The 16,576-nt window shown below is 46.9% G+C and carries 13 protein-coding genes and 1 other RNA gene; 10 read left to right on the forward strand and 4 right to left on the reverse strand.

The features are described from left to right. Positions 1-55: 55 nt before the first annotated feature. Positions 56-769 carry a hypothetical protein gene (locus DXD11_RS09330; protein ID WP_117549352.1) on the reverse strand — a complete coding sequence of 238 codons (714 nt, stop codon included), beginning with the start codon at positions 767-769 and terminating at the stop codon, positions 56-58. Positions 770-1,031: 262 nt separating this feature from the next. Here DXD11_RS09330 and ftsH point away from each other — a divergent pair, with 262 nt between their 5' ends. Continuing rightward, complete coding sequence (ftsH, locus tag DXD11_RS09335; protein WP_117549473.1) at positions 1,032-2,837, forward strand: ATP-dependent zinc metalloprotease FtsH; 1,806 nt, start codon at positions 1,032-1,034, stop codon at positions 2,835-2,837. A gap of 85 nt (positions 2,838-2,922) precedes the next feature. Here the strand turns inward: ftsH and yfbR are convergent, their stop codons facing one another. Together yfbR and uvrC are read right to left on the reverse strand one after the other, a co-directional pair. Then, positions 2,923-3,525 carry a 5'-deoxynucleotidase gene (gene yfbR, locus DXD11_RS09340; protein ID WP_117549350.1) on the reverse strand — a complete coding sequence of 201 codons (603 nt, stop codon included), beginning with the start codon at positions 3,523-3,525 and terminating at the stop codon, positions 2,923-2,925. A 13-nt stretch (positions 3,526-3,538) separates the two neighbouring features. Continuing rightward, a complete protein-coding gene (gene uvrC / locus DXD11_RS09345) occupies positions 3,539-5,362 on the reverse strand; it encodes an excinuclease ABC subunit UvrC (RefSeq protein ID WP_055273421.1) in 1,824 nt (607 codons plus the stop codon). A 160-nt stretch (positions 5,363-5,522) separates the two neighbouring features. Between uvrC and DXD11_RS09350 the strand changes: the two genes are divergently transcribed. From DXD11_RS09350 to DXD11_RS09370, 5 genes are read left to right on the forward strand one after another with little or no spacing between them, the layout of a single operon-like run. Continuing rightward, positions 5,523-6,527 carry a deoxyguanosinetriphosphate triphosphohydrolase gene (locus DXD11_RS09350; protein ID WP_022216126.1) on the forward strand — a complete coding sequence of 335 codons (1,005 nt, stop codon included), beginning with the start codon at positions 5,523-5,525 and terminating at the stop codon, positions 6,525-6,527. A gap of 28 nt (positions 6,528-6,555) precedes the next feature. Then, on the forward strand, positions 6,556-8,370 hold the full coding sequence (gene dnaG / locus DXD11_RS09355) for a DNA primase (RefSeq protein WP_022216125.1): 1,815 nt from the start codon (positions 6,556-6,558) through the stop codon (positions 8,368-8,370). Positions 8,371-8,402: 32 nt separating this feature from the next. Then, entirely contained in the window at positions 8,403-9,590 is a 1,188-nt protein-coding gene (gene rpoD / locus DXD11_RS09360; protein WP_022216124.1) for an RNA polymerase sigma factor RpoD, read from the forward strand. A gap of 47 nt (positions 9,591-9,637) precedes the next feature. Then, positions 9,638-10,351, forward strand: a complete 714-nt coding sequence (locus tag DXD11_RS09365; RefSeq protein WP_118758262.1) for a tRNA (adenine(22)-N(1))-methyltransferase — start codon at positions 9,638-9,640, stop codon at positions 10,349-10,351. Between the two features lie 20 nt (positions 10,352-10,371). Beyond that, complete coding sequence (locus DXD11_RS09370) at positions 10,372-11,379, forward strand: uridine kinase family protein (RefSeq protein WP_055273287.1); 1,008 nt, start codon at positions 10,372-10,374, stop codon at positions 11,377-11,379. Between the two features lie 130 nt (positions 11,380-11,509). On the opposite strand, the gene rnpB is transcribed toward DXD11_RS09370, so the two are convergent. Then, positions 11,510-11,869, reverse strand: an RNA gene (gene rnpB, locus DXD11_RS09375) — RNase P RNA component class A. Positions 11,870-12,067: 198 nt separating this feature from the next. Here rnpB and DXD11_RS09380 point away from each other — a divergent pair. The 4 genes from DXD11_RS09380 to DXD11_RS09395 all read left to right on the forward strand — a co-directional run bounded on the left by DXD11_RS09380 (position 12,068) and on the right by DXD11_RS09395 (position 16,521). Next, positions 12,068-12,781, forward strand: coding sequence for a hypothetical protein (locus DXD11_RS09380; RefSeq protein ID WP_055223258.1), 714 nt, complete (start codon positions 12,068-12,070; stop codon positions 12,779-12,781). Between the two features lie 24 nt (positions 12,782-12,805). Beyond that, positions 12,806-13,348 carry a nitroreductase family protein gene (locus tag DXD11_RS09385; protein ID WP_015533958.1) on the forward strand — a complete coding sequence of 181 codons (543 nt, stop codon included), beginning with the start codon at positions 12,806-12,808 and terminating at the stop codon, positions 13,346-13,348. Between the two features lie 93 nt (positions 13,349-13,441). Further along, positions 13,442-15,832: a PEP-utilizing enzyme gene (locus DXD11_RS09390; RefSeq protein WP_118758263.1), complete on the forward strand. Its 2,391-nt coding sequence runs from the start codon at positions 13,442-13,444 to the stop codon at positions 15,830-15,832. A 5-nt stretch (positions 15,833-15,837) separates the two neighbouring features. Continuing rightward, on the forward strand, positions 15,838-16,521 hold the full coding sequence (locus DXD11_RS09395) for a gamma-glutamyl-gamma-aminobutyrate hydrolase family protein (protein WP_015533956.1): 684 nt from the start codon (positions 15,838-15,840) through the stop codon (positions 16,519-16,521). Positions 16,522-16,576 lie beyond the last annotated feature (55 nt).

The raw sequence follows: 16,576 nt of genomic DNA on the forward strand, positions 1-16,576 counted from the left end.
AAAGCCGGAAATAAAACTATAAAAAGCATCCAACCGGGTGAGCCTGGAAACAGGCTTATCTGGTGGATGCTTTTTTGTTATCTATGAGGCGGAGGAATCTGTCCGCCTGAGAGATGATAAAGTCCTTAAGTGCTTTATATGGAAATACATTCGTTGTATTATTGCCTACATCGGTGCCTATGGAGGTGAATGAGTCGAGATCACTCCGCAGTCTGCTCTGTGAGAAACATAGACATTTTTTTATGGTCATATCAGGTGATGAAACCTTCGGTATGATCGGTGAGAAATCCCTGATAAACAATGGATTTGTCACATTGTAATCACCGTAGAAAAACTGTTCTGAGAAGAAATCCCGGAATGGGATGCACCTTCCCTCCGGCTGCATGCTGAGCTCGTGCATTCGGACATGGTCTATGTCGCGTGTCACACAGGTGGGAGTGTTATCGCCTGCCTCAAACTGAAAATATTGCGGCCAGAATTCCTCCACATAGGCGGCGTCCATCATGAGATGGGCAAGTATGCCAAGGTCGGCAGGTGTCATAGCTTCCACTGGATATTCTGACAATATGTGATCGATGTCCGGATATTTTGTTATGAGATCGTTCTGCCATTCCGGTCTGAAATGTGTCAGGGCTTTGTCCGTAACCGCATCTGGAAGAACGCAGCCCAGCAGGAAATCATTCAGCAGCTCCGGCTGGGATTCCTTTGAAATATGAAGTTTATCTGCGATGTATCTGCCCTCGCACAGGTGTATTATGTATCCCGGCATTGCAGCCCTCCCATATAGAATATATTTGTCAATTTGTAAAAAAGTGTACCCCCGGAGCCCCCGTAATGTCAATAAAGACAATTTCATACAAACAGTTTACTTGACTTATAATTTGTTAGGCGGTAAAGTCATAGATGGATAAATGGGATATCCATATCAGAGTAAAAGGAGAAACGTGTTGAATAACGATTACAACAAAGAACAAAACGACAAGAATGACGACAACAAGAATAATGGCAACAAAGGCAAAAACAGGAATGTCATGGTTCTGCTTGTCATCTCGGTGATATTGACACTGCTGTGCTGGAGAGCATACGACAAGATCACAAATGGAACGAAAAAAGAGATCCCGTACAGCGGATTTGTGGAGATGCTGGATTCGGGAGAGGTGGACAATGCAGAGATATATGCCAAGAAGATCAAATTTACCTCAAAGGAGTCTGATGGAACTCTGGACAAGAACACCTATGTGACTGTGAGGATAAGCGACGATAAGCTGGCAGACCGACTTAAGACGGCCCATGAGAAGTATGCCACAACATATGAGGGAAAAGACGAGAGCGGTTCAGCCATGGTCGGAACGATACTTTCATATGTGGTAATGATAGCTGCATTCTATCTGTTTCTTTCGCTCGTGACAAGGCGGAGCGGAATGATGGGCTTTGGCAAATCTAACGCAAAGGTATATATGGAGAAGAAGACCGGAGTCACATTTGCAGATGTTGCAGGAGAGGATGAGGCAAAGGAATCCCTGACTGAGATGGTCGACTTCCTTCACAACCCTAAGAAGTATATGGCTATAGGTGCAAAGCTTCCAAAGGGAGCACTGCTGGTCGGCCCTCCGGGAACCGGAAAGACACTTCTGGCAAAGGCTGTTGCCGGAGAGGCAAACGTGCCATTTTTCTCCATGTCGGGATCAAGCTTCGTGGAGATGTACGTGGGAGTCGGAGCATCGAGAGTCAGAGACCTGTTCAAACAGGCATCTGAGATGGCTCCTTGTATAATATTCATAGACGAGATAGATGCCATAGGCCAGAGCAGAGACAGCGTGAGGGGCGGTGATTCGGAGAGAGAACAGACACTGAACCAGCTTCTTGCCGAGATGGATGGATTTGACACATCCAAGGGAATAGTGATACTGGCTGCAACCAATAGGCCGGAGACACTTGACAAGGCACTCCTGAGACCGGGAAGATTTGACAGAAGAGTAATAGTTGAGAAGCCGGATCTTCAGGGTAGAATAGACACGCTGAAGGTACACTCCAGAAATGTCAAGATGGATGAGACTGTGGATCTCCGTGAGCTTGCGCTTGCCACAGCAGGTGCGGTTGGAGCAGATCTCGCCAACATAATAAATGAGGCGGCGCTCACTGCGGTCAGATCCGGAAGGAGCATGGTTTCACAGGCTGATCTGATTGGTGCGGTGGAGCTTGTATTTGCAGGAAAAGAGAAGAAGGGCAAGCTGCTCGGCGACCAGGAGAAGAAGGTCGTTGCATATCATGAAGTTGGACATGCTCTTCTGGTAGCTCTCCAGAAGCACACTGAGCCTGTTCAGAGGATAACAATAGTTCCTAGAACGATGGGTTCTCTGGGATATGTATGGCAGGTGCCTGAGGAAGAGAAGTATATGGAGACCAAGGCTGAGCTTGAGGCGAACATTGTGACGACCCTCGGCGGAAGAGCTGCAGAGGAATTGAAATTCGAGTCAGTGACCACCGGCGCGGCAAATGATATAGAGCAGGCGACCAAGACAGTGAGAGCGATGATAACCATGTACGGAATGTCAGACAAGTTCGGACTCATGCAGCTTGAGACTGTTCAGGGAAAATATCTCGACAGAAATGCAGTGCTCCAGTGTTCAGACAAGACTGCTGCAAAGGTCGATGAGGAGATTAGGAATCAGCTCAAGAAGGCATATGATGAGGCCAAGAAGCTTCTCTCAGAGCACATGAATGCGTTGGATGCCATCGCACAGTATCTGATAGAGAAGGAGTCGATAACAGGCCAGGAGTTCATGGAGATATTCAACAGAGTTGAAAATGCTGAACAAAATGTTGAACAGGAATAAAATTAAAACAATAATAAGATCAAAAAAAGAGAAGCCGGGGCTGGCAAAAAGCTCCGGCTTCTCTTTTTTCTATATCTGCTTTAGATTATATCTGCTGAAGATCGTCCAGGGTCTTGCCGTATGCCGGTAAAAACTCACACACGAAGTCGTTTACCTCAGGATAAGTCTCAGCCATCTGTGACACGGAATTCATGATCGTACCCATGGCACTGGAGAACTCGGTATTTCCCGATCCTGTCTCCTCCATGCATTTGATCAGGGCGGACAGCTTGTCAGCCGCTTTGACGAGCTTCCAAAGATATACATCATTCTCGTCGTCGGCATCCTTAAAGAATATCGGTTCATAGGCTGGTCTGAGATCGTCCGGCAGCTTGTCAAGCAGTGTGTGGCATGCGATATCTTCCACATCCTTGAAGGCTGTCTTGATATCATCGTTGTAGTATTTCACTGGGGTCGGCATGTCGCCGGTGATGATCTCCGATGCATCGTGATAGAGACCTATGAGTGCAGCTCTCTCGGCGTTCAGAGTCTTGCCGTAGCGTACATTGCCGATGGTTGCCAGTGCGTGGGCTATCATGCTCACCTCCAGGCAGTGCTCACACAGATTCTCCTCGCGGTTGTTCCTCATGAGTGCCCATCTGTCAATATATTTCATTCGTGATATAAGTGCAAAAAAGTTGTATTCCATCATAAAATCCTCGTTACTTCTGTTTATCGTTGTGGAAAAAGTTATATACCGCAGTGGCTGCAGTCTTGTTCATTCCCTGCGGGATCTCGAGATCAGCAATGCTGGCGGCACGGATCTTGTCTATGTCCTTGAAGTATGCCAGAAGAGCCTTTCTCCTTGCCGGACCGATGCCCTCAATATCGTCCAGAACTGAGTGGATCTGGGATTTGCTTCTGAGACTTCTGTGGTACTCGATTGCAAATCTGTGGGCCTCATCCTGAAGTCTTGTTATCATGTTGAAGGCCTGTGTATTTGCAGGAAAATCTATCTCCTTGTTGTTGTAATAGAGTCCTCTGGTTCTGTGGTGGTCATCCTTTACCATTCCGCATACCGGGATGTTGAGACCAAGCTCGTCAAGAACCTCCAGAGCTATGTTGACCTGACCCCGGCCGCCATCCATCATGAGTACATCAGGGTAGATATTAAACCGCTCGTCTGTGAACCTTCTTGTGAGTACCTCCCTCATGCTTGCGTAGTCATCCGGCCCGTCTATGGTCCTGAGCTTGAACTTTCTGTAGTCATTCTTCTTGGCGCGTCCGTTTTCAAATACCACCATGGATGCCACGGAGTGATAGCCGCTTATATGCGATATATCAAATGCTTCAAGGCGTCTTGCGGATGAAACTCCGATAAGCTGTGCCAGCTCATTTGCCGCACCCTCAGTGCGCTCCTTTTCACGCTTGAGCTTGTCGGCATCCTGGTTCATGACCAGAAAAGCATTGTCCTTTGCCAGCTTGAGAAGCTTCTGCTTGTCTCCCTTCTGGGGAACAATGATGTGTACCTGACTTCCCCGGCGGGCGCTCAGATATTCCTCGATGACCTTGTAGTCCTCGATCTGCTGCTCGATAATGATCTCCTTTGGCAGATATGGAGTGGAAGCGTAGTATTGCTTGAGAAAAGACTCCATGATCGTGCTGTAAGCCTCAGCATTTACGCCGCTCATGTGGTAGTGTTCCCTGCCGATCATCTTGCCTGATCTTATGAAGAATATGGATATGACACACTCATTTCCAAGATCGGTGGCCATGGCGATCACATCCCTGTCGTCTGCGCTTGTGTCACCGACTCTCTGGGTGGACTCAATGTGATGGATGCTCTTTATCAGATCCCTGATCTCGGCGGCCTGTTCAAATTCCATATCCTCGGACAGCTCCTTCATCTGCTTTTCGAGATCCCTGATCACATGACCGTGGTTGCCGTTCAGAAAGCTTATGGCATCCTGGACATTTTTGTTGTAATCCTCCTTGGAGATATATCCCTGACAGGGCGCCATGCACTGCTTTATCTGGTGATACAGGCAGGGCCTTTCAAGGCCCATATCCCTTGGCAGAACCTTGTTGCAGCTCCTGATGTGATACAGCTTTTTCAGCAGCTCTATGATATCCTTCACCGCTTTGGAATTGGTGTATGGGCCGAAATATTTGGAGTGATCCCGTTTCATCTGATGGCTGTACAGTATGCGCGGGTAATCCTCCTCTACAGTAATGCGGATATAGGGATAACCCTTGTCATCCGTGAGCATGGTGTTGTAATGCGGTCTGTGCTCCTTTATAAGGTTGCACTCTAGAACGAGAGCCTCGATCTCTGAACCGCAGACAATATATTCAAACCATGCAATATGGGATACCATCTTCTGAATCTTCGGGGATTTCTTGTAGCCGGTCTGGAAATACTGATGTACTCTGTTGTACAGATCTATGGCTTTTCCTACATATATAATATGATCCCCCGAATCGTGCATGAGATATACTCCTGGGACATGGGGGAGCTTCTTAAGTTCTTCTTCAAAATCAAACATGTCATTCACCTCAAAAATCTTAGATAAGTATATCACTATACTTACTATCATGTCATTCTTTCATCAGAAAATTTGAAAAATAAAAAAGGATTTTGAGAAAAAACGGAGAATAATAAAAATGTGTGGTAAGAAATATTGATCATGTGATAGGAGAGATTCTATGACGATACGGGAACAGCAGGAAAAAAGGGAGCACGAAGTGCTCAGCAGATATGCGGCGTTCAGTGATCAGTCCACAGGACGTGACAGACCGGAGGAGCAGTGCGACCTCAGAACGGTCTACCAGAGAGACAGGGACAGGATACTCCACTGCAAGGCGTTCAGGAGACTTAAGCATAAGACTCAGGTATTTCTGTCGCCGGGTGATGATCACTACAGGACCAGACTGACCCATACTCTGGAGGTGTCGCAGATAGCAAGGACGATAGCCAGATCACTCAGGCTTAACGAGGATCTGACGGAGGCGATAGCGCTGGGACATGACCTGGGACATACGCCATTTGGACATGTCGGTGAGCGGACACTTGCGGCCTGCGCGGGCAATAATTTCAGCCACAATGTTCAGAGCGTAAGGGTTGTGGAACGTCTTGAGAACCGTGGTGAGGGACTTAATCTCACCTGGGAGGTCCGGGACGGAATGCTAAACCATAAGACATCATGCACTCCGCATACGCTGGAGGGACAGTGTGTGAGACTGGCGGACAAGATAGCGTACGTCAATCATGATATAGATGATGCGATAAGGGGTAACATATTGAAGGAGGAGGATCTTCCGACCAATATCACCGACATTCTCGGGAAGAATACCCGCACCAGACTGAACTGTCTCATACATGATGTGATAAATACGAGTCAGGACAAGGATTATGTCGGTATGTCGGCGGAGATCGGGGATGCTCTGGGGAAGCTGAGAACATACATGTTCAGATATCTCTACACTAACCCGATAGCCAAGAGCGAGGAGCTCAAGGCCGACAAGATGCTGAGGATATTGTATGAATACTTCATTGAGGACGCCAGCAGGCTGACAAATGAATGTGTTGAGATGATATATATGGGAGAGGATCCCAAGACAGTCGTGTGCGACTACATAGCTGGTATGACAGACAATTATGCGATAGAGACATTTAAGAGTATATATATACCGAAGTCCTGGAAGGTCTGAGCATACCTGACAAACAGGAGGAATCGAATTGTATTATTCGGATGACGTGATAAATGAAGTCTTGTCAAGAAATGATATAGTGGATGTTATCGGAAGCTACGCAAGCCTTAAGAAGAAGGGCGCGAATTACGAGGCATGCTGTCCGTTCCATCATGAGAAGACTCCGTCATTTAAGGTCAACAGGGAAAAACAGATGTATCACTGCTTCGGCTGCGGAGTCGGTGGCAACGTGTTTACATTTGTCATGGAATATGAGAACCTCAATTTCCCGGAGGCTGTGGAGAGACTTGCGGAGAGGGCTGGAGTACAGCTCCCTGAGAAGTCCATGAATGCCCAGGAGAGGTCGAGGGAGCAGTATAAGATAACGCTCAGGGAGATGAACAAGACTGCGGCTGCATATTTTCATTATATATTGAAGCACAGCCAGCATGGTGAGAAGGCTTATGAGTATTTTCACGAGACAAGAGGTCTCTCTGATGAGACGATAAATAAATTTGCGCTTGGATATTCAGATATATACAGGGATGATCTGTACAGGTATCTGAAGAGCAAGGGATATACAGATGATCAGATGAAGGGCTCGGGACTTGTTGAGATCAGCGAGAAGGAAGGCGGTGTGGACAAGTTCTGGAACAGAGCCATGATCCCGATACTGGATATAAACGGCAAGGTCATCGCATTTGGCGGACGAGTCATGGGCGATGGAAAACCGAAATATATAAATACCAGTGATACTGCGGTGTTCGACAAGAGCCATACGCTGTTTGCCATGAACATAGCAAGGCGGAGCAGGAGAAAAGGATTTATATGCTGTGAGGGATATATGGATGTCATCTCCATGCATCAGGCAGGATTTGACAATGCCGTGGCATCCCTTGGAACGGCATTTACATTTGGACATGCTGGGATAATAAAGAGATATGCCGATGAGGTTTATCTGGCGTACGACAGTGACGGCGCAGGCGTGGAGGCGACGAAGAAGGTCATAGCAATTCTCCGGGAGGTCGGAGTCGGCGCAAGGGTCATCAATATGAGACCGTACAAGGATCCCGATGAGTTCATACAGAACCTTGGAAGCGAGGCATTTGAGGAGAGGATAAAGAAAGCTGAGAGCGGAATGATGTTCCTTGCAAGGATATATTCTGAGGAATATGACCAGAGCGATCCGGGTGAGCTGACCAAGTTCCAGAACCAGATAGCGAGGGAACTGGCATATATTGAGGACGACCTGGAGAGAAATAATTATGTCGATGCCATAGCGAGGAAATATGTGATCGACAAGGATGCCCTTGCCGCGAAGGTACATGCCTACGGTGTTGCGGGCACGGCAAAGCCGGAGATAGTGGAGCGGGAGACCCGCAGACTCCAGGAACAGCAGGGCTATGAAGAGTTCCCGGGAGACCAGAGCGCGGGAGCTCCGGGAAGACCTGAGACAAAGGATAATAAGACCGCCAAGCTGCTGCTCACATGGCTTGTGAACCGGCCGGAGCTGTTTGCCAGACTTGACGGCGTGGTGAGTGAGGCGGACTTTGAGCCGGGAATATACCGGACCGTAGCGGACAAGCTGTACTCACAGTACAGGGAGAAGCACAAGGTTGAGCCCGCTGTGGTGGTGAACACATTCCAGGATGTGGAGGAACAGAGACTGGTGGCAGGCATGCTCCAGACAGATCTGGCGATAGACATGACCGAGGAGGAGGTTGGCAATGCCATAACCGAGGTCGTGAAAAAGATAAAGCTTGCCAGCATAAAAAAGCAGCTTGAGAGCGAGAATGACATGATGAAGGTTCAGCAGCTCATCAAGGACAGGAAAAAGATAGAAAAGTTTAAAGTTATTTTATAAGAAATAAACAATACATTATGTGGAGGAAAGATATGAGTACAATGGATGCGATCAATTCAAATGAAGACAAGTATATGATCAAGGTGAGTGAGGACGATGCGATCAACGCAAAGTTCAACACAAAGCTTCAGGAATTGCTTGACATAGCTCACAGCAAGAAGAACGTTATAGAGGACACAGAGCTCATCAAGCATTTTAACGATCTCAAGGAGGTTGCCCTTGATCTGGATACCATGCAGAAGATCTTCAATTTCCTTGAAAAGAACGGTGTGGACATACTTCAGATAACAGATGACGATGAGGAGGAGCCAACACTTGACGAGGACGTGATCGCTGAGGGCGAGGATGTTGAGAAGATAGATTTCACAGATACAGGTGATATATCAAGCACAACACAGGATCCTGTCAAGATGTACCTGAAGGATATAGGAAAGGTGCCTCTGCTCAGCGCGGAGGAGGAGATAGAGCTTGCCAAGAGAATGGAGGCAGGCGATGAGATGGCAAAGAAGAAGCTTGCTGAGTCCAACCTCAGACTTGTTGTAAGTATAGCCAAGAGATATGTTGGACGTGGAATGTTATTCCTCGATCTAATACAGGAGGGTAACCTCGGTCTGCTCAAGGCCGTGGAGAAGTTTGATTACAGAAAGGGTTACAAGTTCTCAACATATGCGACATGGTGGATCAGACAGGCCATCACAAGGGCCATCGCAGATCAGGCGAGAACCATAAGAATCCCGGTTCATATGGTTGAGACCATCAACAAGGTTACCAGAGTGAGCAGAGATCTGCTTCAGAAGCTCGGCAGAGAGCCGCTTCCAGAGGAAGTCGGAGAGGTTATGGGACTTCCAAAGGAGAGAGTTCAGGAGATCATGAAGATCGCACAGGAGCCTGTATCACTGGAGACTCCTATCGGTGAGGAGGAGGACAGCCATCTTGGAGATTTCATACAGGATGAGAGTATCCCTACACCTGTTGAGGCGACAAACCAGACACTGCTGCACGAGCAGCTCGACGAGGTAGTCAGCACACTTACAGAGAGAGAGCAGAGAGTTATAAAGCTCAGATTTGGATGGGATGACGGAAGACCAAGAACCCTTGAGGAAGTCGGCAAGGAGTTCAATGTCACAAGAGAGCGTATCAGACAGATCGAGGCAAAGGCGCTCAGAAAGCTGAGACATCCTAACAGAAGCAGAAAGCTCAAGGATTTCCTGTATAACTAGCAGAGAGGACCGCGCGATCTGGCATGGATGGTGCGAGGATAATAATTATGAAAGATATAGAATTGTCACTTCGTATGAAGACTGTTGCCGACATGGTAAAGCCCGGCGGCAGAGTGTGTGATATTGGATGCGACCATGCATTTGTGTCCATATACCTTGTGGCAAATGGCATATCGGACCGGGTCATAGCATCAGATGTTAGAACCGGTCCGTGTGCTATAGCCAGGGATAATATAGCCAGGTGGAATATGACAGACCGTATTGATCTGAGACTCGGAAACGGACTTGCAACCATATCTCCGGGTGAGGTGGATTCCATCATAATAGCCGGCATGGGAGGAATCCTCATAACGGATATACTTGAAGCCGGCATGGATGTGGTACAGTCAGCCGGTCAGCTCGTGCTGCAGCCCCAGTCGGAGACAGAGCATTTGAGAAGGTACATCGCAGAGAATGGCTGGAAGATCACAGAAGAAAAAATGCTGATAGATGCTGGCAAATACTACGTTGTACTGAACGTGGATGTGACAGCACAGGATTTTGGTAATAAGTCAGCCATGGATGAAGTATATTATAAATACGGATATTACCTCATACATAATCATGACAAGATCCTCGGAGAGTATCTGAGGGATAAGCTTGATTCGACCGGAAAAGTTCTTGAAGGACTGAAGAATGCGGATACGGTCAATGCCAGACGGCGTGCCGGTGAGCTCACGCATGAAAAGGAATGCATGGAAGAGGCATTGAGACTTATATAGGATATGGAGTAGATATTTATATGGGTGATGAGCAGAGAAGTATAACATCATTAAAGACAACTGCAAAGGAGTGGGCGAGGAAAGTCGGTATCGATTCGGTCGACAGGCTGAACGAGATGATCGATTCAGGAAAGGGACTGGAGCTCATACTGGTATGCGAGGCTATGCAGAGTAACTGCATGTATGAGATAGCCAGAAAAGTCTCCGAACAGAAGCGCAGGATAATACTGATATCCGGGCCGAGCTCGGCGGGCAAGACAACACTTTCCCACAGACTCAGTATCCAGCTTCGTGCCATGGGACTCAGACCACATGCGATAGCTGCGGATAACTATTTTGTGAACCGTGAAGACAATCCGAAGGATGAGAATGGCAACTATGATTTCGAGTGCCTGGAGGCCATGGATCTTGAAACACTTAATAGGGATATGACAAGGCTGTTGGACGGTGAAGAGATAGAGCTTCCGGTTTTCAACTTCAAGACCGGAGTGAGGGAATATCATGGGGACCTTCTCAAAATAGGTGAAAATGATGTTATCATCATGGAAGGAATCCATTCGCTTAACCCGAAGATGACATACGGCCTGGCGGATGAAGACAAGTACAAGATATACATAAGTCCTCTTAATCAGTTGTACGTTGAAGGTGAGGACGGCGAGCCGGCAAAGGTTTCAACCATAGACAGCAGACTGCTCAGGAGAATAGTCAGAGACAGCAGGACCAGAGGGAACGATGTGGAGAAGACACTTTCCATGTGGAGCTCAGTCAGAAGGGGAGAGGAGAAATATATCTTCCCATATGAGAGCGAGGCTGATGAGATGTTTAACTCGGGACTGTTGTACGAATATACCGCCATACGGCGTGAGGCGAGACCATTGCTGCTCGGGGTAGATGAGACTTCAGAGCATTACCAGGATGCGGCGAGACTTCTGCGTCTGATAGATATGTTCCACGATATAGACACGGAATACATACCTGCCAATTCCATACTCAGAGAATTTATAGGTGGCGGATGCTTCAGGATATGATGAAGGTTCACACAAGGATATAGAATAACCAATAAGAATAACCAGTAGCATAAAAAATACGGCACAGAGGCAAATCAAATGTCTCCGTGCCGTATTTTTTGTTCAAAATATAAGAAAAATACTATGAAAGGGAATGAGTTGGACTGTAAGCCGGGTTATGTCGAGAGTGATCATCTATCTAGGATTTATGTTACCATAAAACTCAAGCAACCTACCTGGAATGCAGCGGGCAACTGTATCATTCCACAAGCTCCTTTGCAGAAGCTATATTTGGTCTTGCTTCGGATGGGGTTTACAGAGCCTGTCATGTTACCATGGCAGCGGTGAGCTCTTACCTCGCCTTTCCACCCTTACCATACGAATATGGCGGTATATTTCTGTTGCACTGGCCTGGGAGTCGCCTCCACCGGACGTTATCCGGCATCCTGCCCTGTGAAGCCCGGACTTTCCTCACCTGCAAAAATGCAGCCGCGATCACTTATCCAACTCATATAATCTTATAACAAATCACCGGCAAAAAGTAAAGTGAAAATAATCAAAAAACAACGAATGTAGTTTTTAAAACTACTTAACACAGTTAAGAATGCTTGATGTGGATTGCGATTCATGATATAATCTATAGCAAAGACGAGCAGACTAATATATGACTTCAGGCATATGGCGCACACAGCGCTGGAAAGGACTAACAATGGAAGATGTATATTTAACTAATAGAGATTATGTGAAGATAAAGAATCTGAATCTGGTGAGCTACGGTGGCAATCAGAACTGGTCAAAGTCAAAGAAGATGCAGAAGGTCGGATGTGGTGTTATAGCCATGGCAGACCTCACGATGTATCTTGCTGAGCAGAATCCGAATATGATGACCGATGCCATCCGAAAGATCAACAAGCCAAAAGGCTTATACAACAAGCATGACTATCTTGAGTATGTGAGATTTTTCTATGTGCACTACGTGATACTTCTCATGCACAAGGGTATGCTGGGAATAGCACTCAAGCATACGATGAACAGATATTTCATGCTGAACGACATAGGGCTCAAGGCAAAGTGGAAGATGATGCAGTCCGATGAATCGATGCTGAGAGATATAAGACATCTCATAAGAAAGAATAAGCCGGTCATACTGGCCATAGGACCTAACAGATACAATCCATTTGGCAAGAAGGGTATCAGCCTTTATGTGGACAAGGACGGTGAGCTGAAGAGCTCCATCAGGGAGAATGTCCACTCACATTATGTGACTGTTACAGGAGTGTGCACCATAAAAGGAAGAGAATATCTTGTTGTATCTTCATGGGGAAAGAAGTATTATATAGACTATAAGGAATACAGGAATTACGTGAATAACGTCGGTGACAAGTTCACGAGCGGGATATTATATATCCAGGGATTATTATAAGATTTTACACCAGGAGGACATTGTATGAACGCAGTAGAATGTATCAAGACCAGAAGAAGTGTGAGAAAGTTTACAGATGAGATGGTGAGTGTTGACACGGTCAGAGAGATTGTTGAGCTGGCGTCATATGCGCCATCATGGAAGAATACACAGGTTATCAGATATACACTTGTGGAGGATCCGGAGATCATCGCTAAGATAGCTGCAGAGGGCGTTATGGATTTCCCTCTCAACCAGAAGACAGTCAGCAGAGCGAAGCAGCTCATGATAGTCACCAAGAAGGACGGAATATGTGGCTATGAGAAGTCAGGAGAGTTCAGCACAAGCAAGGGCAGCGAGTGGGAGATGTTCGATGCCGGTATAGCAACCCAGACATTCTGTCTTGCCGCTCATGATAAGGGCGTTGGAACAGTCATACTCGGAATATTTGACGATGCAAAGGTAGGAGAGATAGTTGGTATTCCTGATGGACAGACTGTTGCCGCAGTTGTGGCTATGGGTTATCCTGCATTTGCACCGGAGATGCCGCCTAGAAAGTCAGTGGACGACCTTCTCACAGTGAAGTAGATCACAGAACGGTACAATTACATATAAAAAGAAATTGATGTAAGCTGCACTTTAGTATACACTAAGTGCAGCTTTTTTTAATAAGGAGGCAACATGGCAGACAGGATTTCTTCAAAGGCTGATGTTCTTAAGAGCCTGTATGGAAAATTGAAGTATTCGAGAGTGGAAAAGCTGAAGATAGTAACCGGAGCTGAGCTTGATGCCGATCCGTATGGACTTGCGGCGGAGATAGCAGAAGAATTTGCCGGAGGGTATATCGTGGTCAGAAGCTCGTCCTCAAATGAAGACGGACTCAACACTTCGAATGCCGGTCACTATGAGAGTATTCTGGGAGTGGACCCTTCAGACGGAGAGGCGGTAGTAAGGGCAGTCAGGGAAGTGCTGGATTCATATAAATGTGATCTGGACGATGTGTCCGGCGAACAGGTTCTCATACAGAGACAGATCACGAATATCAGCTACAGCGGCGTTATATTTTCAAGGGAGATCAAGAAGGACAGGCCATATTATACGATAACCTACGATGATTCATCCACAGACGCGGTTACAAGCGGAAGGGGAGGAAAGACGGTATACATAATCAGGAATGTGGACTGTGATGAGCTGCCGGCGAACTGGGCTGCGCTCATCAGATCCATGCGTGAGCTGGAGGAGATGCACCCTGAATATCCACTGGATGTGGAGTTCGCAATAGATGAGGACAATACAGTCACGATATTTCAGATGAGACCTCTTGCAGCCAGCATCAATGGTGTTCACTCCGATGTCGATGACGAAGAGGTGTTCAGGACTGTTTTGGAGGCTGAGGATACATACAGGGAGATCAGCAGCCTGGTTGGGGACAGGAACACCATATTGTCGGATATGGCATTCTGGAATCCTGCGGAGATCATAGGTGAAAATCCCCATCCGCTTGACTATTCCCTGTACAGGGAGATCATCACGTCTGCGGCATGGAATCAGGGACTCAGCTACATTGGTTACAGAGAGGTGGATGGAGACCTCATGTATAAGCTTGGCAACAAGCCGTACATATCTCTTAAGAAGTCGTTCCTGGGGCTGATGCCGGATGAACTGGATGACAGGCTGGAGGCGAAGCTTCTGAAGTATTATGATAAGAAGCTTATAGATGATCCGACCGCCCATGACAAGATAGAATTTGAGATAGCATTTTCCGAATATGACTTCTCGACGGAGGACAAGCTGGGGACACTGACGGAAGCCGGGTTCACCAGGGAGGAGATTGCGGACCTCTCGGATTCGCTGTTCAATCTGACAAACAATGCGATATGCAATTTCAATAGAAACAGGATGAAGGATCTCAGGGCTCTTAACGGCCTTCGTGTCCACCGTGAGAATACGAGAAGCAACTGGCTTATGGCGCACAATGATGTGGTAACGCTGATACAGTATTTTGTACAGCTCATAGAGAGCATAAAGCATTACGGAACCCCGAAATTTGCGCGACAGGCGAGACTGGCATTCATATCGAAGGCGATTAGCAGATCCCTTGTGTACAGAGGATATTTTACGGACAAAGAGATAGACGATTTTATGATGTCGATATATACTGTTGCGTCGGAGTACGATTCTGACTTTCAGGATCTGGTGGACGGCAGGATAACAAGAGTTACATTTGATGAAAAATATGGACATCTGCGTTCAGGCACATACGACATAACCTGCGAGACATACGCCCAGCGCGAGTTCGACCTGTCCAAGGGAAGCGCTGCTGCGAGAAAGCAGAGGCAGACCATAGAGGAGCTTAAGCATAATCCTTTGGATTCGGTTAAGCTCATGGAGGCACTTGAGGATATAGGCTTTTATGTGGACCTCAGGGAATTTCTGGATTTCCTCAAGGATTCCATGGAGGAGAGGGAATTCTTCAAGTTCGAGTTCACCAAGACATTAAGCCTTGCCATAGACATACTTATAGATATAGGCGATAAACTTGGCATAAGCAAGGAAGACATGGCATATCTTGAGGTGCCGGATATTCAGCTTATGGTGAACAGACCTGCGGAATTCACAGGCGATATATGGAGAAAGAACATAGATCAGAACAAAAAGAAATTCCAGAGGGCGTCCATGCTTATACTGCCGGATGTCATATATGATCCGTTGCAGTTAAAATGCATAGAGATATGGGAGGCCAGACCTAACTTCATAACATCTGAATGCGTCACGGGTGACATTCTCCTGCTTGAAAATTATGAGAATGAGGATCACGAGGATGTGGCTGACGTTCAGGATAAGATAGTAGTTCTCCCGAAGGCGGATCCGGGATATGATTGGATATTTGCAAAGGGGATAAAAGGATTTATAACGAAATACGGCGGAGTTGCATCCCACATGGCGATAAGGTGTGCGGAGTTCAACATCCCGGCGGCAATAGGCTGCGGAGACTGCATATACAGTTTCGTGGAAAAACAGCAGACGGTGACGCTCGACTGTGCACACAGTAAGATAACAAAGGGGGTATAGGTTTTATGTTACATGCACTTATAACACAGCGGGAAGGACACAATATGTATGGAAAATATACGGACGTTCTCGAGGCTGCTTATGTGGAGTTCTATGAGAGCCTTGGAATAAGACTCAGACCGGTATCCAACTTTACAAAAAACTTTGATGAGATAGTGGATGAACAGTTTGATCTCCTGATAGTGACAGGGGGCGGAACGCTCCATCCGAGACATTATGTGGAGCCGCACAATGCAGAGCTGCAGCCGCACCGTGATGCGCTAGAGGAGCAGCTCATAATGTACTGCGTCCAGAATGAGATCCCAGTGATAGGCGTGTGCAGGGGAATGCAGCACATAAATGCGCTGTTTGGCGGTAAGATAAGTTATTCCGCGCGCTTTAAGGTGCCAAGACCCAGAGGCACAGACCACATGGCAAGGATAGTCAAGACGGACAGATATATCAAGGTAAACAACTTCCACAGCGACTGTGTCTATCTGGAAAATCTGTCGACGATGTTCTATCCGATAGTGGTCGATGAGGAGAATGAATCTGTCGAGGCATTTGTATCACCGACGATGAGCATACTTGCCTTTCAGTGGCATCCTGAGCGTATATTTGAGAGCGAGGAAGGACGGCTTTTTACAAGACATCTTATACAGGATTTCCTTGGGCTTCCGAGAGATGATGTGAAACCGGCGATAGATTAACGTTGAAATGCCATATGAAAGATGCTAAAATAAACTAGCGTATACTTATGAGATA

Origin of the sequence: Coprococcus sp. TF11-13, from assembly GCF_003481085.1 — a bacterium.
Taxonomy (GTDB): Bacteria; Bacillota; Clostridia; order Lachnospirales; family Lachnospiraceae; genus Coprococcus; species Coprococcus aceti.